The 20,760-nt window shown below is 52.4% G+C and carries 18 protein-coding genes and 1 tRNA gene; 12 read left to right on the plus strand and 7 right to left on the minus strand.

Translation table 11 applies throughout. The features are described 5' to 3' along the window. Positions 1–56 precede the first annotated feature (56 nt). The 3 genes from F0P93_RS29265 to F0P93_RS29275 all read left to right on the plus strand — a co-directional run bounded on the left by F0P93_RS29265 (position 57) and on the right by F0P93_RS29275 (position 2,113). A complete protein-coding gene (locus F0P93_RS29265; RefSeq protein WP_150881349.1) occupies positions 57–926 on the plus strand; it encodes a DUF8458 domain-containing protein in 870 nt (289 codons plus the stop codon). Between the two features lie 56 nt (positions 927–982). Further along, positions 983–1,351, plus strand: a complete 369-nt coding sequence (secG, locus tag F0P93_RS29270; RefSeq protein ID WP_150881350.1) for a preprotein translocase subunit SecG — start codon at positions 983–985, stop codon at positions 1,349–1,351. Positions 1,352–1,525: 174 nt separating this feature from the next. Beyond that, a complete protein-coding gene (locus F0P93_RS29275) occupies positions 1,526–2,113 on the plus strand; it encodes a hypothetical protein (protein WP_150881351.1) in 588 nt (195 codons plus the stop codon). A 101-nt stretch (positions 2,114–2,214) separates the two neighbouring features. Here F0P93_RS29275 and F0P93_RS29280 read toward each other — a convergent pair whose 3' ends face one another. Beyond that, the gene (locus tag F0P93_RS29280; RefSeq protein WP_150881352.1) at positions 2,215–3,057 is read right to left on the minus strand and encodes a DUF2490 domain-containing protein; all 843 of its coding nucleotides are present in this window, start codon (positions 3,055–3,057) and stop codon (positions 2,215–2,217) included. A gap of 78 nt (positions 3,058–3,135) precedes the next feature. Further along, positions 3,136–3,528 (minus strand): DUF4870 domain-containing protein, encoded by a 393-nt coding sequence (locus F0P93_RS29285; RefSeq protein WP_150881353.1) that lies wholly within the window; start codon positions 3,526–3,528, stop codon positions 3,136–3,138. Between the two features lie 94 nt (positions 3,529–3,622). Between F0P93_RS29285 and F0P93_RS31925 the strand changes: the two genes are divergently transcribed. The 5 genes from F0P93_RS31925 (at position 3,623) to F0P93_RS29300 (ending at position 5,313) form a co-directional block, all read left to right on the plus strand. Further along, positions 3,623–3,745, plus strand: a complete 123-nt coding sequence (locus F0P93_RS31925; protein ID WP_255472555.1) for a hypothetical protein — start codon at positions 3,623–3,625, stop codon at positions 3,743–3,745. A gap of 87 nt (positions 3,746–3,832) precedes the next feature. Further along, positions 3,833–4,189: a Crp/Fnr family transcriptional regulator gene (locus tag F0P93_RS29290; RefSeq protein WP_510186275.1), complete on the plus strand. Its 357-nt coding sequence runs from the start codon at positions 3,833–3,835 to the stop codon at positions 4,187–4,189. Between the two features lie 86 nt (positions 4,190–4,275). Further along, positions 4,276–4,674: a hypothetical protein gene (locus F0P93_RS31795; RefSeq protein WP_225309699.1), complete on the plus strand. Its 399-nt coding sequence runs from the start codon at positions 4,276–4,278 to the stop codon at positions 4,672–4,674. After that, entirely contained in the window at positions 4,658–5,026 is a 369-nt protein-coding gene (locus F0P93_RS31800) for a sterol desaturase family protein (RefSeq protein ID WP_229315774.1), read from the plus strand. The genes F0P93_RS31795 and F0P93_RS31800 overlap by 17 nt, the downstream gene beginning before the upstream one ends. Then, positions 5,023–5,313 carry an Rdx family protein gene (locus tag F0P93_RS29300; RefSeq protein WP_150881354.1) on the plus strand — a complete coding sequence of 97 codons (291 nt, stop codon included), beginning with the start codon at positions 5,023–5,025 and terminating at the stop codon, positions 5,311–5,313. The genes F0P93_RS31800 and F0P93_RS29300 overlap by 4 nt, the downstream gene beginning before the upstream one ends. A gap of 51 nt (positions 5,314–5,364) precedes the next feature. Here F0P93_RS29300 and F0P93_RS29305 read toward each other — a convergent pair whose 3' ends face one another. Then, complete coding sequence (locus F0P93_RS29305) at positions 5,365–8,826, minus strand: pyruvate carboxylase (RefSeq protein ID WP_150881355.1); 3,462 nt, start codon at positions 8,824–8,826, stop codon at positions 5,365–5,367. Between the two features lie 272 nt (positions 8,827–9,098). Here F0P93_RS29305 and F0P93_RS29310 point away from each other — a divergent pair, with 272 nt between their 5' ends. Further along, positions 9,099–9,350: a hypothetical protein gene (locus F0P93_RS29310; RefSeq protein ID WP_150881356.1), complete on the plus strand. Its 252-nt coding sequence runs from the start codon at positions 9,099–9,101 to the stop codon at positions 9,348–9,350. Between the two features lie 57 nt (positions 9,351–9,407). Here F0P93_RS29310 and F0P93_RS29315 read toward each other — a convergent pair whose 3' ends face one another. Next, positions 9,408–10,793 carry an MATE family efflux transporter gene (locus F0P93_RS29315; RefSeq protein ID WP_150881357.1) on the minus strand — a complete coding sequence of 462 codons (1,386 nt, stop codon included), beginning with the start codon at positions 10,791–10,793 and terminating at the stop codon, positions 9,408–9,410. Between the two features lie 434 nt (positions 10,794–11,227). Here F0P93_RS29315 and hflX point away from each other — a divergent pair, with 434 nt between their 5' ends. The 3 genes from hflX (at position 11,228) to F0P93_RS29330 (ending at position 14,037) form a co-directional block, all read left to right on the plus strand. Continuing rightward, on the plus strand, positions 11,228–12,496 hold the full coding sequence (gene hflX / locus F0P93_RS29320; protein ID WP_150881358.1) for a GTPase HflX: 1,269 nt from the start codon (positions 11,228–11,230) through the stop codon (positions 12,494–12,496). A 76-nt stretch (positions 12,497–12,572) separates the two neighbouring features. Then, a tRNA-Arg gene (locus F0P93_RS29325) sits at positions 12,573–12,644 on the plus strand. 106 nt (positions 12,645–12,750) lie between these two features. After that, complete coding sequence (locus F0P93_RS29330) at positions 12,751–14,037, plus strand: tyrosine-type recombinase/integrase (protein WP_191908953.1); 1,287 nt, start codon at positions 12,751–12,753, stop codon at positions 14,035–14,037. Here the strand turns inward: F0P93_RS29330 and F0P93_RS29335 are convergent. The 3 genes from F0P93_RS29335 to F0P93_RS29345 form a co-directional block, all read right to left on the minus strand. Continuing rightward, on the minus strand, positions 14,034–15,452 hold the full coding sequence (locus tag F0P93_RS29335) for a hypothetical protein (protein WP_150881360.1): 1,419 nt from the start codon (positions 15,450–15,452) through the stop codon (positions 14,034–14,036). The genes F0P93_RS29330 and F0P93_RS29335 overlap by 4 nt on opposite strands. 1 nt (position 15,453) lies before the next feature. Then, positions 15,454–19,824 (minus strand): phage tail tape measure protein, encoded by a 4,371-nt coding sequence (locus F0P93_RS29340; RefSeq protein ID WP_150881361.1) that lies wholly within the window; start codon positions 19,822–19,824, stop codon positions 15,454–15,456. 145 nt (positions 19,825–19,969) lie between these two features. Then, a complete protein-coding gene (locus F0P93_RS29345) occupies positions 19,970–20,416 on the minus strand; it encodes a hypothetical protein (RefSeq protein ID WP_150881362.1) in 447 nt (148 codons plus the stop codon). Positions 20,417–20,760: the final 344 nt, after the last annotated feature.

Raw genomic sequence — 20,760 nt, forward strand, 5'->3', positions numbered from 1 at the left:
GGTTTCAATTTGTTAAATTTGACCAAAGCGACACCACCTCCCTACCCTTCCATCCAATGAACAAATTGGACAAAGAAACCTTTTCCTTCTGGGTAACTCACCCCGAAGAACTGTTACCCACTGATTTACAACAATTAAAGGAGGCCATTACTGCTTACCCCTATTGTCAGTCGCTGTATTTGCTGGCGGCCAAAGCCACCTCGGTGCACCAAAAAAGTCACGCCATCGAGTATGTCCGGCAGGCTGCCGCCCACGCCCTGAGCCGCAATGCGCTGCGAAAACTGATCGAAAATGAATTTCAGTGGTCCGAAAACCTGTTGAGTCGCCTGAACGAATTGTCGCTCAAGCAAGTGCCCATTCCCGACGATTACACGAAGGAAAGCTACGAGCTGTTTAAACGGAAAGCGGAGCAAACCCATACGTTTTTCGCCAATCCCATTTTTGATTTTGCCAAATCGGTGGGCGAACTGCCGGTGGTTGAAAGCCCGGCCGACGAGGTCGAAAGCTCCCCCGAGGCAATCGACGTAATCCTGCCGATGATCGACGAGGTAATCATTGCCGAGAATGTTCTTCAAACGACGCTGGAGCAACAGGAAGCGGTTGTCGAAGACCCCAAACCGGATTCAGTACCGGACCCCGAACGGCACCGCCAACTCCGAATCATCGAGGATTTCATCAAACGGGAACCCATGATCCAGCGTCCGCGCATGCACACCAATGAGCAGGCCGATCAGGAAGACCTGACCCGGCGGATGCCGGTTAATTCGGGAGCCCCCGTAACGGAAGCCTTCGCCCAGATTCTCGCCCGCCAGGGGAAATCAGAGCGTGCAATCGACATTTACGTGAAACTTATGTTGAAAAATCCGGAAAAAAAGGTTTATTTTGCGGAGAAAATTGAGGCCCTGAAGAAGCCGAAAGATCAATAAACGACTCCTTTTACTTAACAATACGCTTACTTAAATAACCGCAAGGGCAAATCGAAATGCTAACGGCAATCATTGTATTAATTTGTATCTGTACCGTACTTCTGATTTTAGTTGTACTCATTCAAAATTCAAAAGGGGGCGGTTTGTCCGGCGAATTTGGCGGCCTCGGCTCCAATCAATTGATGGGCGTTAAAAAAACCACCGATTTGCTGGAACAGATTACCTGGGGCCTCGGCATTGCCATCATGGTGTTGACGCTTTCTACCTACATTGTGATCGACCGAAACCCCGTTGGCACTACCATCAACAGCGCCAATGTCGACGCTGCGGCAACGAAAACCGTTCCGGGGGCTGGCCTGCAGACGCCTGCCCAACAACAAGCCGCTCCGGCCACGGCACCCCAGAGTGGAACGGCGGCCAAATAATCCGCTCCGCTCGAAAAATTTCAGAAAATCTAAGACATTGACTTTCAGACCTGTAGGGATTAATCAACCGTGCAGGTCTTTTTTTGATCATATTTTCTGGTTCAGAAAGTATAAACCCGCGGATCGGTTTCGTTGTAAAGGCAGGTTTTGCATCCTGAATCTTCGTCCAGCCTGATGAGAAAAAGTGCCTTTGCGCCGATTGCCGCCCTTTTCTGTTTCGTTACCGCTTCCTGTCATCGTCCCTACGCACGATACCAGCCCATCCCCGTCGAGTCGTTTCGCTCGTCCGGCATCGCCAAACCCGTGATCGCTGACACCGATTCGGTTGTCGTTCAAGCCATCGAGTGGCCCCGAATCGCGACGGCACCCCAAGAATCCGAAGCCCCGCTGCCGGAATTTTCCGCATCGTCAGCCGTGGTTCCACCCAGCCGGTCGGTTCAGCACCACGCCCGGCAAGCTTCGTCAACGCTGGTCAATCAAGGATTGAGCACATCCGAAATGAATGCCTTACCACAACCCCGGCCCAAAACCGGTAAGAAGAAAACATTGCGGGAAATTCTGGGTCTGAAACCCCGGAAGAAACTCAACTGGTGGCAACGCATCCCGTGGCAACTCAAGGCGTCGATCCCGGTCATTGGTGTCGCCATCGTTTTTGCCATTCTTAACATCACCATCCTGGCCATCATCTTTGGCGTTCTCGGTGCTTTTCTGCTCATCCGCGGCATGAAACGATCCTTCAAAGTTCGCCGACCTTGGTTTTAAATTGGTTTACGGTATTCAGTTTACGGTTTACGGTGGCTGACGCAAGAGTAAGAAAGCATCGTGTCAGCCACCGTAAACCGTAAACTGAATACTGAAAACCGTTAATCAACTTGCGTCGGCAGACGCTCCCGCTCGCCGTTTTTGCGGTGGAGACGGTACATGACCGATAACACCACGTTATTTTTGTCGCCAATACTGACCGGAGCCTGGTCGTATTGATTGACCCAGCCCGCCTGTATGATCCAGTTGCGGTCGATCTGGTAACCCAGACCGGCATAGACGCGGTTTCGTTCGAGGTGGGGTGCCTTGAAGTTTAGGAACAGTTCGTCGTAAATCGACACAAACACGGTTCTGGGTTGGATGGTCATGGCATTCAGCGGAATCATCAGGTTCATCCGGTAACGAACCCGGTTGCGGAATCGGCCCTGAATGGCCTGATTTTCGGGTGTCGATTCCCCAAACCACCGCTGCTCGACCCGGTAACGATGTTCGAACTTCAACCGCTCCACATTCTGGCTCATGGTGATTTGTTCCCATAAGCGGGTTTCAAGCACCTGCGGGCCGTCGGCCAGATCCCGAAAATTATAGGTATGATAGCGGCCCGTCGCCACCATCGCCGAAAAAGCGGGACCCAAATCGTAGCTGATTCCGCCTTTTACTTCGTAGTAATTGACCTGATCGAAGAGGGCATTCGACCGTACCTGTCCTTCGACGAAACCGCCCCAGCCCCGTTCGCGGGCGGGCAGTTGAACGGTGCCGATTAACCAGGTGCCCAACGGTTGCGATGGCGGCTGAGTCTGGGCCTGGGCTGCATACGGAAGTAGAAATAAACAGAATCCCGCCAATCGCCGGACTTTTTTCAGAAAACCGTGACCGGGCAAACCGTCGGTTGAAGGCACAAGGCCATTCACCGCGATTGGCGGACAAGAATACGAAGCGATCATTGAAGGTGACTTGGTGTCGTGATTTTCAGCAAAAATACGAAACCCGTCAACCGAAAAAAACCGCTGACGACCGAATGGTCAGTTAATAAAGCGAAAGGTGAACGGATACTTATAATATTCGCCATTGTTGGCTTTTACCCCGGCAATTACGGAGAAAACAATACTCAGGATGCCCAGAACGATCAGAATGGGAAGACCAATGACGACAATGATCAGCAGCAGCGCAATGCAGAACGCAATCGTCATCGTAATCTGAAAATTCACGGCTTCTTTGCCGTGGTAATCCACGAACGCCGATTTATCCTTTTGAATCTGCCAAACCACCACGGGGCCGATGACATTACCAAAAGGAATGATAAAACCGGCTAAGGCACTAAGGTGTGCCAGCATCCCCCACATTCGTTCGTCGGAGGGGCTGAGGGGGGTCACCGATGATGGAGGCAACGGGTTGTTGTAGGGTTGGTTTTCCATGATGGTAAGTGATTTAACGACAACCAAGTACGAGGAAAGAAATGATTTTTGCAATCTTTGTCGAAAAATCAGTTTGTTGATTGAGTCTACCGAAATGGAAACCTTACTGAGCGCCATCCGGCAACTGCAATCCATCCCGGAACCCTTAGAAAGCGCGTTGCGGCAAACGCTTCGGCGGCACGAACTGCCTAGGCGGCACTGGCTGCTGCAACCCTGACAGGTCAGCGAGCGGATTTTCTTCATTGAAAAAGGGCTCGCCCGCGGGTATTATCTGAAAGACGACCGGGAAGTGACCTCCTGGTTTATGAAGGAATCGGATTTCATTATCTCCATCGTTAGCTTTTATTCCCGACAACCCGCTCAGGAATACATTGAATTGCTGAAAGACAGCGTGTTATGGTCCATAACGTACGACCAGCTCCAGCGGTTGTACGACGCCTTTCCCGAATTTAACAAAGTGGGGCGCTTGCTGACCGAACGGTATTATTTGCTGAGCGAACGACGGGCGCAGAACCTCCGGATGCTGTCGGCTCAGGAACGGTACACGCAGTTGCTGACTGATTTTCCGGATATATTTCGGCGGGTTTCGTTGAAACACATTGCCTCCCACCTGGGCTTGTCACCAGAAACCGTGAGTCGGTTACGAGCTAATATAGCCTGACTGACTCAAACCGAACTTGATATTTGTCAATTTTTCACGGACTGGCAGTGGGTTACATTGGCGGTTCACCAAACCTCCTTACCGCCATGTTACCGGTTATTTTTGTCACCTTCGCTTTTTGCTTTCTGCTCGAACGGGTTTTCCCCGGCTGGAAACTACCACCGGTTCTGACCTGGACCATTCGCGTTCTGGCGGTGAATTTCATTCAGTTGCTTGTGGTTCTGCTGGCGGGTTTTACGTGGGAACAGTGGTTGTCGAGCCATTCGCTGTTCGCATTGTCCAGGCATGTCAATCCGGTTTGGGGTGGCATCATCGCCTATTTCATCGCGACCTTCGTGTTTTACTGGTGGCACCGCTGGCAGCATACGGTCGATTTTCTCTGGACGCATTTTCACGGCAGCGGCCGACCGTCAGATTCACCACAGTCCGCAACGGATCGAAGTCATCACCTCGTTTTACAAGCACCCGCTGGAAATGACGGTTAACTCGGTGATTGGCAGTTTGCTGGTGTATACGTTGCTGGGTTTGAGTCCCGAAGCCGGGGCAATTTACACGCTGTGCACGGCCCTGGGTGAGTTTTTTTACCACACCAACGTGAAAACACCGCGCTGGATCGGTTATGTTTTTCAACGCCAAATGCACCGGATTCACCACGAGTACAACAAACACACCAACAATTACGGCGATATTGTCTGGTGGGACATGCTGTTTGGAACCTATCAGAATCCGAAAGAGTTCACCTCAACGTGTGGTTTTGACAACGACAAGGAACAGCAGTTGAGCGACATGTTGCGCTTTCGGGATGTTCACAAAAATCCAACCGAGAAAAGAGAATGAAACCCATTGTTACCCTCGAATACTGCCCGAAATGTGGCTGGCTGATGCGCTCGGCCTGGATGGCGCAGGAAATATTAACCACGTTTACCGAAGATGTTCACGGCGTGCTGCTTCACCCGTCGGAAATCAGCGGGCGGTTTTCGGTTCAGATTGATGGAAAGAAGATTTTCGACCGGAAGGAAGCGGGGCGGTTTCCGGAGATCAAGGAGTTAAAGCAACTAATCCGGGATGTGGTCAATCCGGAAAAATCGCTTGGTCATTCGGATAAATTGCCCCCAACCCCCTAAAGGGGGCTTTTCATTCGGCCGAAACTCCTTCAGGGGGTTGAGGGTATTTTCTTACGCCAATTCCACAACCCAGTCGTCCTGCACCACCACCGTTCCCTCTTTCAGGATCACCTGTTTGACGGTTCCGGCTTTTGGCGCGGCCACGATGCTTTCCATTTTCATGGCTTCGATGACGAACAACGGCTGGTTTTTGGCAATGACATCACCCGGTTTGACCAGAATTTTGGTCAGACGGCCCTGCAACGGAGAGCCCACGTCGCCGTCCTTGCTGACTTTGGCATTGGCCTCAAACTCGACTTTCTGCGACCGGTCACGCACCTGAACCTGGCGACTCTGGCCGTTGAGTTCAAACGTCACCATCCGGTTACCCTGTTCGTCGGGTTCCGACACATACAGCAGCCGCACGAGAATGTTTTTGCCCTCATCGATCTCGATCAGGATTTCTTCATTCTCCTTCAAACCGTATAGAAATGCCGGTGTTGGAATGATACTGACGTCACCGTGTTCCTGTACAGCCTTGTAGTATTCTTCGTAAACTTTCGGATACATCTGGTACGAGAGGTAATCCAGAAAGCCCTCGTTCATCGGAAATTTCTCTTCAAACGATTTGAAGTCTTCCTCAAAATTAATCGGGCTCAGTTTTTCATTCGGACGACCGGTCAGCGGTTCTTCGCCTTTCAGAACAATCTCCTGAATTTCCTTCGGAAAACCGCCGTAGGGCTGACCCAACTCACCTTTGAAGAAGCCTTTTACCGATTCCGGGAATGAAAGCGATGCGCCTTTCTTCATGACATCCTCCGCCGTCAGGTTGTTGGACGTCATGAAAAGCGCCATGTCTCCCACCACTTTCGACGATGGTGTCACCTTGACAATATCCCCGAACATCTTGTTGACAACCACGTAGTTTTTCTTCAGCGTTTCGAACTTGTCGCCCAGACCCAGCGCAATCGACTGCGGTTTCAGGTTCGAGTATTGCCCACCCGGAATTTCGTTCTGGTACACCTCCGCACTACCGGCCTTCATGCCCGACTCAAACGGATAATACCATTCCCGAACATCTTCCCAGTAGTTGGAATAGGCATTCAGCGAATTCAGATCGATCGCACTTTCGCGCTCATGGCCCTGCAACATCGCTACCACCGAGTTAAAATTGGGTTGTGACGTCAGACCCGACAAGGCACCCAGCGCACAATCCACAATGTCGACCCCGGCATCGACCGCTTTCAGGTACGTTGCCGCCTGAATCGACGAGGTATCGTGTGTATGCAGGTGAATGGGAAGGTTGACGGCCTGCTTCAGTTCCCGCACCAGCACTTCGGCCGCCAGCGGTTTCAGCAAACCGGCCATGTCTTTAATCGCCAGCAAGTGAGCCCCTTCGTCTTCCAACTGTCGGGCCATATCGAGGTAATACTGTAAGGTATATTTCTTCTGGTCGGGAGCCAGCATATCGCCGGTGTAGCAAATCGCGGCTTCGGCCAGTGCATCGGTGCGTTCGCGAACGGCCCGGATGCTCACCTTCATGGCTTCGACCCAGTTCAGGGAATCGAAAATCCGGAAAACATCGATGCCCGATTCCCACGATTTTTCCACAAATTTCTCAATCAGATTGTCCGGATAGGCTGAATAGCCTACTGCGTTGGAACCGCGAAACAGCATTTGCAGGAGCATATTCGGCATGGCTTCGCGGAATTTCTTCAAACGCGTCCACGGGTTTTCGTGCAAAAACCGCATGGCTACATCGAACGTCGCGCCCCCCCAGACTTCCATCGAGAACAATTCCGGGTGGTTTTTCGCGAAACCTTCGGCCACATTCAGCAGGTCTTTGGTCCGCACCCGCGTTGCCAGCAGCGACTGGTGGCCGTCGCGGAAAGTGGTGTCGGTGTATAAAACCGGCTTCTGATCACGCACCCATTCCACGAACTTATCACGTCCGAGTTCTGTCAGGCGGTCCTTATTTCCTTTCGGATAAGCACCATAGGGGTCAAAAATCGGAATGATCGGCGTCCGGAATTTCTGGGTGGGCCCTTTCGATCCCGGTTTTACTTTCACTTCCGGATTCCCGTTGACGATCACATCCGCCAGGTAGTTCAGCGCGCGCGTCGAGCGGTCTTTGGGTTTGCGGAGGTCGAACAGTTCGGGGTGGTTTTCGATGAACGACACCCGGGCGTCACCCGCCTGGAAAATCGGGTGGTCGATGACGTTCATCAGAAACGGAATGTTGGTTTTCACCCCACGAATCCGGAATTCGACCAACGCCCGTTTCAGCCGTTGGGTAGCCCCGCGGAGCGTTCGACCCCGCGCCGACACCTTCACGATCATCGAATCGAAGTAGGGCGAAATTTTTACGCCGGGATACGAGCTGCCTTCGTCGAGCCGAATGCCAAAACCGGCCGCGTTGCGGTAGGCAATGATGGTGCCGAAGTCGGGACGGAACCCGTTGGCGGGGTCTTCGGTCGTAATCCGGCACTGGATGGCGTATCCGTTCAGCGGTATTTCGTCCTGGTGGTTGATGTAAATACCGTTGTCCGACAATTTATACCCCATCGCCACCAGAATCTGCGTCCGCACCAGGTCAATCCCGGTTACTTCTTCGGTAATCGTGTGCTCGACCTGAATCCGGGGATTCACTTCGATGAAGTAGATATTTTCCTGTTTATCGACCAGAAATTCCACCGTACCGGCATTGGAATAATTGGCCTGTCGCCCAATTTTCAGGGCATATTCGTACAGTTTATTTTTCGTTTGCTGCTTCAGACCAAACGACGGTGCCACTTCCACAACCTTCTGAAAACGACGCTGAACCGAGCAATCCCGTTCGTAGAGGTGAACAATGTTTCCGTGCGTATCACCCAGTAATTGCACTTCGATGTGCTTGGGGTCGATGACGAATTTTTCCAGAAAAATCGTGTCATCACCAAACGCATTCTTCGCTTCGTTGCGGGCTTCGTTGAATGATTTTTCAAATTCGCCTTCTTCCCGAACCACGCGCATGCCACGTCCTCCCCCACCGGCAACAGCTTTGATCATCACCGGAAAACCGATCCGTTTGGCTTCCGACAGAGCCACTGAATAGTCTGATATATCGATCCGGCTATCGGGTATCATCGGCACATCGGCTTTGGTCGCCAGGTTTTTGGCCCGTACTTTATCGCCCAGCGCTTCCATGGCTTCCGGTGTTGGCCCCACGAAAATGATGCCTTCTTCCCGGCACCGGCGTGCCAGCGTTACGTTCTCCGACAAAAAGCCGTAGCCCGGATGGATGGCGTCGATTTTTTTGTGCTTCGCCAATTGGATGATGCCTTCAATGTCCAGATACGGTTTCAGCGGTTCGTCGTCGCGCCCAATCTGGTAGGCTTCATCCGCTTTGTAGCGGTGAAGCGAGTAACGGTCTTCGTAGGTATAAACGGCGACGGTAGTGATTCCTAACTCGGTGGCGGCCCGCATGATGCGGATGGCGATTTCGCCCCGGTTGGCGACGAGCAGGCGATTAATCGGGCGAATGTAATCTTTCATGGGTCCCAAAAAATGCAGGATGGGGTTTCGAAACTGGTGAACAATGCAGCAAGTTTAGGGAAAAGTTTGTAAAAATCAGGTTTTACCGAAGGTTCATTGGAAAAGACTGGTTTTTCGTAAAATAGTACAGATTTGATTGTAACTACACAGTATTGACTCCCTACAACGCTAATATTCATATATCCAAAACCACTCACTCACTATTTCCGTTTACCGACCGCCATGGCTTCAAATTTGTCAGGGTTTGGTGATACCATCTTACCCTTCCTTTCATGTGGCTTTACATCTCCCTGCTGTCATCGCACGGCGAGAAGTTCACGGTTAAGCTCTTCTCAACGGAGATTGACCATCAAATGGAACTCGTCAATCAAGTATATACTGCTGGATTTCAGATGATTTCGGCGTTCCTGATCGACCGGGAAGGAAAACGGACTGAATTACCGCTGGAAGCGTTCGACGGTGCGCCCATGGCTGCGAACCTACAGGAATTGAAACTGGCGTATTTGCAGATTTTAAGTACCTAGTCTATCCGGGCGAAGGCCGGCCAGCGGTTTTTCAACAAAATCGCTGGCCAATTTCTGTTACACCTTTACCAATTTCCAGCGTCCCCGCCGGAAAACCAAAACTGCAATCACCGCCAGCAACGATTCACTGAAAGCTACCGACCAGAACACCCCCTCCGGCCCCCAGTGGAGCGTATTGGCCAGCAGATACGCCAGCGGTATTTCGATCACCCAGAAACAGACTACGTTGATGAGCGTTGGCGTTCGGGTGTCACCGGCTCCGTTCAACGCCTGGCTGATGACCATGCCGTAGGCGAAAAAAACATAGCCCAGACAGAAAATCCGCAGGCACTGCACTGCAATCTCCACCACCTTCGGATCGCGGTTGAACAGGCCGACAATTTCGCTGGCACCGGTGTAGAACAATATACCGACCCCCAACAGAAACAGCATGTTACAGAAAGCCGCCCGCCAGGCCGAGGTTTCGGCCCGCTCGGGTTGCCCCGCGCCGAGGTTCTGCCCCACCAGTGTGGCGGCTGCATTCGCCATGCCCCACGACGGCATAATCGTAAAAATCATGATCCGGATGGCAATCGTGTAGCCCGCGACGACATCGCTGCCGAACGTCGAGAGTATACGTGTCAGGAAAACCCAACTCGCCGAACCCACCAGAAACTGCGCCGTTCCGCCGGCGGCAATGCCCAGCAAGTTGCGGATGATGCCGGGATGCGGGCTAAAATCCGTGGCAGCGACCTGAACGATGCGGCCGTTGCGCATCAGACTATACAATTGGTAAACCGCCCCCGCCGAGCGGCCAATCGTGGTGGCAATGGCCGAACCGACCACGCCCATCTCGGGAATTGGCCCCCAGCCGAAGATAAAAATGGGACAGAGCGCCATGTTGAGCCCGTTGGCAATCCAGAGCGACCGCATGGCCGTGGAAGCTTCCCCAGCGCCCCGCAAACACCCGCTCAGGGTATACAGCAGAATAATGGCGGGTGAACTGGCAAAAATCAGCCGCGTAAAACCGGAACCATTGGCAATGAGTTGCTCGTTGCCACCCATCAGCCGCAGAATGTCCTCGGCAAAAACCGCCCCCGGAATGCCGATGACCAGGGCGATTCCGATGGAAACCAGGATAACCTGCGCCACCGATTTGCCGGCTTCGCGGGCGTTGCCTTCGCCGACGCGCCGGGACACCAGGGCCGTAGCGGCCGTACTCAACCCGATGGCGATGGAATAGACAATGGTCAGAACCGACTCCGTCAGGCCCACGGTGGCTACGGCTTCCGTACTGATTTTGGCCACAAAAAAGACGTCGACCACCGCAAAAAGAGACTCCATTACCATTTCCAGTACCATCGGGACCGACAGCATGAAAATGGCCCGGTTGATGCTACCGGACGTATAGTGATTTTCTGTACCGCGCAAAGCGGCCAGTAACAGGCGAAAAAATTTCGTCATGATTGAAAACAGGAAACAGGCGACAGAATCGCCGAATAAGACAACAGCCTGAATACGGAAAGTTCAGATCGTCGGTCGGTCAGACAGGACGATTGAAGGAAACGTGGAGGAGACCCTTAGCGGGTGAGGGTGTTCATGGGCTTTTCGCTTTGAGACTGCAAATGTACAGAAAGATTTTAGCCAAAAAAGAAAGTTTGAGGAAAACGTATTATTTTTTTGAGAATAAAAGCGTAACTTTGTACCGCTTAAAGGTAGTACGCCCATGAACCTATTTGCCGATTTCGGCCTCTTCCGCTTCCGCTAAAAACCGTTTGTGTATTCCACGGTTATATTCTTATTCTCACGTAATTTAAGGTTATTGAACCCGGGATCGGCGATTCGTGCGTCGAATCGGTGCTATGGCTCGTTCAGTACCTTCCTAACTAGTTTCCTCTATGATTGAAAATCACAAACAGCCCGAAACTGCGGTGCTGGTGGCCCTGGTAACGCAGAAGCAGTCGGCCGAAAAAACCCAGGAATACCTGGACGAACTGGCCTTTCTGGCCCAGACACTGGGCGTCATTACCGTCAAATCGTTTATCCAGAAACTCGACCAGCCTGATACCCGAACGTATGTGGGAAAAGGCAAACTGGAAGAGATCCGCACGTTCGTGATTGACAACCCGGTCGATATGGTCATTTTTGACGACGATTTGAAGCCCTCGCAGGTCCGGAACCTGGAAGCGGCTTTTACCGACGTCAAAGTACTGGACCGGAGTCTGTTGATTCTGGACATCTTCGCGATGCGGGCGCAAACCGCCCAGTCGAAATTGCAGGTTGAACTCGCTCAGTATCAATACATGTACCCCCGTCTGACCCGGATGTGGACCCACTTAAGCCGGATGAAAGCCGGGGTGGGAACGCGGGGTCCGGGTGAAAAGGAACTCGAAACTGACCGCCGGATTGTGCAGGATCGGATCGCGTTTTTGAAGGAAAAGCTGGAAAAAATTGATAAACAGAGCTACACCCGGCGCAAGGAACGGGACCGGCTGGTGCGGGTCTCGCTGGTGGGCTACACCAACGTGGGCAAGTCGACGCTGATGCGGACGCTCGCCAAAGTGGAGGTGTTTGCCGAAAACAAGCTGTTCGCCACGGTCGATTCCACGGTTCGCAAAGTGGTGCTGGGCAACATCCCATTTCTGTTGACGGACACCGTTGGTTTCATCCGCAAATTGCCTACGACGCTGGTCGAAGCCTTCAAATCGACGCTCGATGAGGTGCGCGAAGCCGATATTTTATTGCATGTGGTGGATGTTTCCCACCCATCGTTTGAAGAACACATCGGGATCGTCAACGATATTCTGACGGAAATCGGGGTCGGTGGTCCGGCGGGTGAAAAACCGACGGTACTGGTTTTCAACAAAATAGACCAGTTTGAACCCCGCGACGAGTGGATGCACCAGGAGGATGATTTTGACGACGATCTGCCGGTGGCGATTCGGAAGCAAACCGCCCTCGATTATTTGAAAAAGACGTATTTAACGCAAAAAGCGGAGCATGTCGTTTTCATCTCGGCGGAGACCCGCGAGAACATCGAAGAGCTGCGTAACCTGCTGTATGCCATGGTGAAAGATAAGCACTACGCCATCTACCCCAACTGGCTGGAGGTACCGCTGGGCAACTGGGCCGAGGAGGCCGATGATACCGGCAATTTTGGTAAATAACAGATTTCTAAGCATTTTTGCGTATACTACCACATTTCAAACCTGGAAGGTTCGAAAGACCTTCCAGGTTTTTTCTGGTCTCATAGTTCAACGGATAGAATAGAAGTTTCCTAAACTTTAGATCTGGGTTCGATTCCCGGTGGGACCACGAATATTCCGAAAAAGTGCTCATACTCGCTGCAATGGCACTTTTTCGGTTCCTAATTACATTCCTAATCTTCTTTTTACCCCTCTCTGTTCCTAACCTGTTCCTAATGGGAAACGTCCAGAATTTCGTTAAGAAACTGATAATCAAGGATAATTATAAAAAAGCGGATGGAACCTCCGCTTTGTGCATTTATGTCTCCATTGATGGCGTGAAAGACCGGATTCCGTTGAAGCTATCCTGGCCAGTTACCCACTTCGACAAAGCCGCCGGGAAGTTGCTGCCACGCTCAAAATCTGATCAGGATTTTACAGACTACGCCCTCATGATCGATACCGAGATGGGTAAGGTCAATGAGATTTTCAAATCGTATCGGTTGTCAGGCAAAACCCTGACGATGGAAATGCTGAAGCGGGATTACAATAATTTTACGTCACGTAAAGACTTTCTGGCATTTTGGGAATCGGAAGTAAAAGAGCGGTATAAAAGGAGGAAGATTGAAAAATCAACACGGGACGGTCACATTGCCTGCCTGAATAAGTTCAAAGCTTTCTGGACTCGGGAAGTCAACACAAAAACGGGACGCAAAAAAAATACTGACGAATTTTCCAATACCGAAAGCCAAACACCCGCATTGCCTTTCAATAATCTAACTCCGAAGCTTCTCGAAAACTTTAGAGCCTATCTCCGAACGGCCTACGGTAATGCGCCGTCTACTGTCGAAAAAGGAATGAAGGACGTACGGACCTACGTTAAGTTGGCGCTGGATGATAAGAATGTATTCGACGATCCGTTCAAGATCGTGAAGGTCAGCAAACCGGAATCGTACCCCAATGCCTTGACGGAAGACCAGCTTCTGAGACTATTAGCATTGTTCGAAGACAACAAAACCGCTGATAATTGGCAAAAAGTGCTACGGCATTTTCTGTTCAGTTGCTTTACTGGACTTCGGATTTCAGACGCAAAAGCAGTGAGCCATGAAAATATAAAAGATGATTGGCTAATTATTTTTCCTATCAAATCCCGTCGGTATAAAAAAGTAGTGCGGATACCCATTCATTCAGCAGCCAGAAAGTTGGTAAAAACCTCATTAGGCAGGCTGTTCGATACCTTCAGCGAGCAGTACACAAACCGGCTCCTGAATGAAATTGGAAAACATGTTGGAGTCGATTTTAAAATCACCACCCACACCGCTCGGCACACGTTCGGAACAGTATTCATTGAAATGGGTGGCGACGTAATAACACTAAAGGATTACATGGGGCATTCAAAGCTCGAAACCACCATGAAATACGTCCACATCAGTGAAAAACAGAAGAAAGAAAAGATTAACGTGTTTGATAAGTTGTTTAAAAAACACGATGACCGGGAGGATGATAACATTAATGTAGCTTAAACACGCCACAAGTCCACTTCACCCGGTATCACCCCGGCTTTCGATCCTAACTTCATTTTGAGCGACCCAACCAGGTAATGCACACCCTGAATGTGAACCCGCTGCTGAAAGCTGAACCGTGCCAGATCGGCCGGTGTCAAAAACACATTTTTCTTCAACAGAAACGTGTCCCGCTTGAACTGCTCGAAGCGCTGAAAACTCGTATCGAGCAGGTTGTTCGCACCGTGCCACGTCAGACTGTACCCGCCCTGGGCGCAGGTCGCGCGCGGCTCCCCCGCCACCAGGCCATTCCAGAACAACAACTTCGGAATCGGCAGATTCGTATTGTCCTTGTTATGGATGCTGGAGCCGGGTTGGCTCGTCATCGCCCGGCCCGACACCGGATTGGTCGGCAGGGTGGACAGCCGTGAGCGGATTGGCGTCAGGCTTCCCCCTTCGCTGCTGCTCGTTTCCGGGGTCGTGTATTTGTCGTGGACGGCCGGAATCGGTTTCATCAGCGCATCGTTGGCATCGATGTCGTAGCTCAGCTCCGGCCGACTTTGCAAATCGGGCTGTTTGAGAAAGTCTGAAGCCACCTTTTGCGTCCAGTCCACCACCAGCCCGCCCGCCAGCACCGTCTCCCCAAAAGAAATCGTACACCGTTTGCGCGGCACATCGAACTCCACAAACAGATTGAAGAGCTGCCGCAGACTCACCAGCAACTGCGGCATCGTCAGTTCCGGCAAGTGATTCTGGTAGCGGATCGTGGTGGCTCCGTCCAGGCTGTACAGGTTATACAGCAGCAACCGTTGCAGATCGGGGTGGTTCATGAAATCCCCGGTGAACGTCCAGCCCGTCAGCAACCCGTACTGCTGAAGCACCCAGCGCAGGAAGAACTGCGGAACCCGGGCGTCGGCCGCGTAGGTCAGCGTGCCGGTATCATAGCTGTTCATCCGCCCCCCAAAACCGCTCACGCCCTGGTTGCCGTAGAATCCCGCGTTCTCGATCACCGGCAAACAAAACGGATCGGTCAGCGGATTTGCGACCGCCGAAAAAGACGACGGCATCGCCTGGCTCCCCAGATCGATTTGCGACAGCGGAATCTGCTGCAAATCCCCGAAAGCTTCATTCAGGTTCTGGGAAAAATACAGGTTGTATTCGTGCGTTTTGGCGTCCTGAAATTTGACGAATCCCCGCTCGACGAGCAGCCCATCGACGAATTTTTCACAGCGAAACTTGCGGTTGGTGTAGCCCATCTGCGGCTGTTCAAAATAGCCCAGAATTCGCCGGTTTCGGGGCGTAATCGGCAGCGTGAAACCGTACACCCGGTTGCTGGGAAAAGCGTTGAAATCCAAGAGCGGATTGAACCGCTCCAGGACCAGGCTAAAATCGGGCGTCAAATCGACGGCGTACCCTTCAATGCGAATCTCGATCATCTTACTTCATGTCTGCGTCGCCGGCGACGACATTGATTTGGTTGTAGACCTGCACCACGTTATGCACACTGACTGAGAGGTTTTTGGCGGCAATCACCCCCAACTGACCGGATTGATTGCGCATTTCGCTCAGCAGGCGTTCCGTCTGGCTCTGGGTTTCGGCCACCAGCGAGGTGAGTTGGTTTTTCACCTCCAGAACGACCGTATCGCCCTGGGCCTTCAAACTCTTCAGGAAGGGACCCGCCAGAAACGTGTTCATTTCCTCCAGGGCCGTGACCGTATCGGCGGTGTTCTGCTCGATGTCTTCCATCTGCGCCTGGCTCTTCTCGATCTGCGAATTGGTGATTTCGGCCACTTGCTGCGATTCACCCATCGCCCCTTCGGTTTCGGGGCTATCACCACCCCCGCCCGAATCACCACCCCCGCCGTCGGGATCGTAATAACCGCCGTCGTCGAAACGCACCAAACCGCCTTTCCGCAGGGAACTGCCGTAGGTACCGCCGTCATGGCCCACCACGCCCCCGGCCTGGTACACCGGCGCGCCGTTGCGGTGCAGCGACGAGTGCAGCAGCCGGTCGATCAGCGGCCGGTTGTTTTTGTAGGTGTTCCGGCTCAACACCATGATCGGCTCCCCGCCTTCCATTTCGGCCACTTCTTCGCCCGTATCGCGCCGGGTGATCGATAACCCCGAATCGCCATAACGGGGGCCGTGCTGCGGACCCTGGGGAACACCGGCGTTGCGGATTTTACCCCCCGACGCCAGCGAGGGCGGTTGCTGCCGTTTGATCAGGGCGATCTGGACGCCGGTGGCCACGGCGGCCCCCGCCACACCGATCAGCCCCAGCGGCCAGCCCATTGTTGCCAGCGACTTCAAAGTCGCCTGCGCACCGTTGATGATAGCCGCCAGAATATCCAGTTCCTGCTGACGTTTGAAGGCTTCGAGTTGCTGGGCCTTAATTTTGGAATCGGCTTCCTTGTTGATTTTATCCGTCCCTTCTTCGTATTCTTCTTTGTTGATCAGCCCTTTATCATACTTTTCCTTCCAGGCGGCTAGCTGCGTTTTCTTCTCTTTTTCGATGTTGGCCAGTTCCTTTTTTAACCGGTCTTCACTCAGCTTTTGCAAAGCCTGCACCCCCAGTTGAGCGTATTGCCCCACGGCATCAATTTTGGCAATCGTCGCTTTCTGCTCTTCCGTCAGCTCCTTTTTGGTACCCATCAACTTGTTGGTGAGCATCGTGGAAAAGGCCAGAAAATCACCATCCATCAGGCTTTTTATGCCCGCGTAAAACTCCTGGTGGTTCTGTCGGCGCGCTTCGTTTTTCTCCGCCGTGAGCTGGGTTTTGTTCTGCTCGTACTGCTGATCGGCGCTGGTGAGCTGGGCTTTCAGCCGGTCGTCGATGGCCTTTTCGGTCTGCGCGCGTTTGTCGGCATCCTGAATCAGCACCTGGTTTTTCTCCTTCTCTTCGGCGGCTTCCCGCTCCAGCTTCTGGCGGTTGTACTGGTACTCGGCGTCCAGTTTGGCTTTTTTAGCGTCGAAAATCTGACTGGCATTATTGCCCGCCAGCACCAGCCGGTTGTTGGCGTCGGCGACCGTGGCCTGGTACTGGGCGTCGAGCAGGGTCTGGGTTTCCTGCCGGTTTTTGGCCCGGTATTCCCGCTCGACGGTTTCCCGGTCGGCCACCAGCCGGGTGTTGATCTGGGTCAGCAGGGCCGCTTTCTGCGCTTCGTCGTCCACATCCTTCTGCACCTGGAGCCGCTGGGCTGCGGCCACGTCTTCGAGTTTCTGGAGTTTGTCGGCTTTTTCATCCCCCGCCAGCTTCACTTTCAGATCGAGCGTACGTTTGGCCGCTTCGGCTTCTTCCTTCTCTTTTTTAACCCGGTGATCGGTTTCGGCTTTGTCGATGTCGCGCACCAACTGCTCGTTCAGCGCTTTTTCCCACACCGCTTTTACGCTCTGGCTGGCGTTGATGGCGATCAGCTCCTGGTCGTGTTTGAATTGAAGTTTGGCCTTTTCCCGCTCCAGCTCGTCGGTGATGGCCGCGATGCGCATCTCTTCGATCTTTTTTAAGGCATCCGCATTAGCCTTGGCAGCATCTTCAGCCTCTTTTTTGGCTTTCTCGGCGGCTTTTTTCAGTTCCTCCTGCCGGTGCCGGGCGTTGTCCTCGGCTTTTTTAGCCAGGGCCTTTTTTTCTTCTTCCGTCTGGATGACGACAACGTCCGTGGCGGCTTTCTGCTCGGCGGTTTTCTTGTTGTTCAGATGCTGCTGGTGGGCGGCTGCCTGTTTGGGGCGGTCTTCGTCGAGTTTATCGCCGTAACCCTTGTTGAAAGCATCGCCGATCTGGCTGGCTGCGGCCTTGGTTTTGGCCACCAGCTCATCGACGTGCAGAAACGACGCGATGGCCGAGCCGATGTTCTTGATTTTGGTGACGCCCGTATCGATCAGGCTCCAGAAGCTGGAGAGTGCCGAGCGCACCGGCTCAAGAGCCGAACCCACCCAGCCAATGCCCCCGGTGGCAAAATCGACCAGGGCGGAATGCACTCGCAGCAGAAAACCGGCTCCGGAGGAAATGACCTCCCACAGCGTGGCCAGCGCCGAGCGGACGAAATCGACCGCGGGCCGCATCGGTTCCAATCCTTTCGAAACCCACTCGACCAACTTACCGGTGACGTCATTGATGATCGCCATGCCGGTTTTCATCGCTTCCCACAGGCCGTTGATGATGCCTCGCACGGTGGTAGAATTATTGTAAATCGCTACGAAACCGGCGACCAGCAGCGCAATCGCAGCCACCACCATGCCGATGGGGTTCGCACTCATGGCCGCATTGAGCAGCCACTGGGCTGCAGTTCCGGAGTTGGTCCAAACCAGGCGGGCTTTTTCGGCGGCTGCATGAGCGATGCTGGTCCCCGTGGCGGCAATCAGGTTGGTATTCAGGGCCAGTATGGCAATCCCCAAAGCGGCAAAACTGGTCTTATTCTCACTGACAAACGCAGGAACAGCCCGGATGATGTTGATGAAAGCGACAAAGCTCTGTAACACCTTTACTATAGCGGGTTCCAGCCGCTCGCCCACTTCCGTTTTCATCAGCGACAAGGTCGCCGTCGCCTGTTTACTCTGAAATTCCAGTGTTTCGGTGTTTTTGGCCGCCATTTCATAGGCGGCCTGGGTGCCGGTCAACCCCTTGGTAAATTCCGCCACCCGGTCCCGGTGCTGGATTAGGGAGAGTGCCGCCGTCACGTTCTTTTTGCCGAACAACTTCGAGGTTTCCGCCGTGGATAGATTTTGCTTGTCCAGATTCTCCAGGGCTTTATCCAAACCCACGATCTGGGGGTTCGTTTCTTTGGCTCCGGCCATCAGCGTGAGCAGCACGTTGCGCAGCATGGTACCGGCCTGCTCGCCTTTCAGGCTTTCTTTCGACAGGCTTTGCAGGGCACTGTTCGTTTGTTCAAAACTCAGGTTAGCCGTATTGGCCACAATCCCCGATGCTTTCATCGCCGAAGCCATATCCGAAATTTCGGCGGAACCCACCTGGGCGTCACCGGCCATGACGTTGATAAAGCGGGTGGACTGATCAGCACCGGCGTTGAATTGGTTCATCGACCCGACCAGCGATGCAGTTGCATCTGCCAGCGTCATCTTAGCCGCGTTGCTCAGGGTGACGGCTTCCCGGGCAACCTGGGCCAGCAGTTCCGGCGTTTTTACCAAATCGGAATTGGCCGAACCCACCAGTTTAAACCCTTCCAGCATTTCAGCCGCACTTTTGCCCAACGTAGGTCCCATCAACCGCGCCTGCTCGTTGAAGTAATCGACCACCTTGCCGGTGATGCCCAGATTGGCGGCCATATCCGCTGAAGCCGACTGAAAGGCTCGGAATTCTTTGATGCTGTCGGCCACAAAACCGACCACGGCCCGGCCAAACTCCACAACGGCGGTGATAGTAAAGGCTGCGGCCACCCACTCCTTCATCTGCCCCCAAACCGATCTGGATTTTTCAACTTCTTCGCCGACACCCCGGATGGTCTGGCGGTGCTCCAGCAACCGGCTGTTGACATCCTGGAGTTCCGCCGATTTTTTGATGTAGGCATCGGTACCGGGCGTCAGGTCTTTCAGTTCGCGGTTCAGCTCGCGGGCGTAGACTTCGAGTTGGCGAACGGTCAGGCCCGCTGTGCCCATTTCTTCGCGGACGGATTTGAACTGGGCCTGAAGCGCTTTGATTTCTTCCTTGTTTTCCGCCCATTCCTTCGTGCCTTTCTCGACGGCTTTCTGGGCTTCCTTGACGTCATTTAGGCGTTGTTCGAGTTCCCCCAGCTCATTGAGCACGGGTTTGCCGTCGAATTTGAGGGTAAAAACGGCTTCTTCTTTCAGTTGCATAGCGTACGGTCAGCTTAACCGATACGAAGCAAAAGGATTGAATGGGTGGAGAGTAGGACGAAATTGGAAGGGAGTAGAAACCAGAACCGCTCTGGAAACTTTGTACGTTTCTCAGAGCGGTTCTGGTTTCATTTATATGGTTAGACTAATTTTTCTCTTTGGCATATTTGCGTATATAATTGGTTTCAAAAAAATCACTTACTCCAGGGTCATCCTGATTAGTAAGCTGCAAGGAATCACCACTAGAAGAAAGGATTGGGATAACAAACGTGCGATCCTCAAAATCACTTTCTTTGCTTTCAAACCATCCTTGCGGAAATTTGTAGTAAGCATTTCGACCATCACCACGAATGGAGGAAGTCTTAACAACTAACGCTTTATCAACATAAGGGTTTGGTAGCCCTGATTCCGAATGCTTCAGGCTGTCAACGGATTGAACGTCCCAAGTAATTTCGCCTTCACAAAGTAAGTACATCGTGGTCATGCCTGAACTGTACGGGTCGTTTGTTTTTGTTTCCTGTTTCCAGGAGAATGAACCCGTACTATCGTTTTCAAAATAGAATGTATTTTGCTCTTCGCCGTACCCGTCCATTTTAGATACCCACCTACCTATTAATTGTTTCTTTATCTCTTGAATTTTGTCTTTCTCTTCCTCCTTTTTGTTTTCAGAAGAAGATCCGCATCCAAGGCTAAGTAAAAAAGACCCAATACTGGTATAATTTTTTTCATGTACACAGAGTGTGTTTAAGTTTTAAACGCACTAAGAAATGCAAAAAAATCGACTTTTTAGGACCTACTTTTCATATATAACAATTTATTCTCGATTCGCATCTAACCATTCTTAAAACTGTTATTGGGGTTAATTTTAATAGGTTTCATATTTGTCCTGATCCCATTAAAGTGAGCCAGTGAAAAGTAGGGTAAAAAACTTAACTT

The sequence above is a fragment of the Larkinella humicola genome, assembly GCF_008727875.1.
Classification (GTDB): Bacteria; Bacteroidota; Bacteroidia; order Cytophagales; family Spirosomataceae; genus Larkinella; species Larkinella humicola.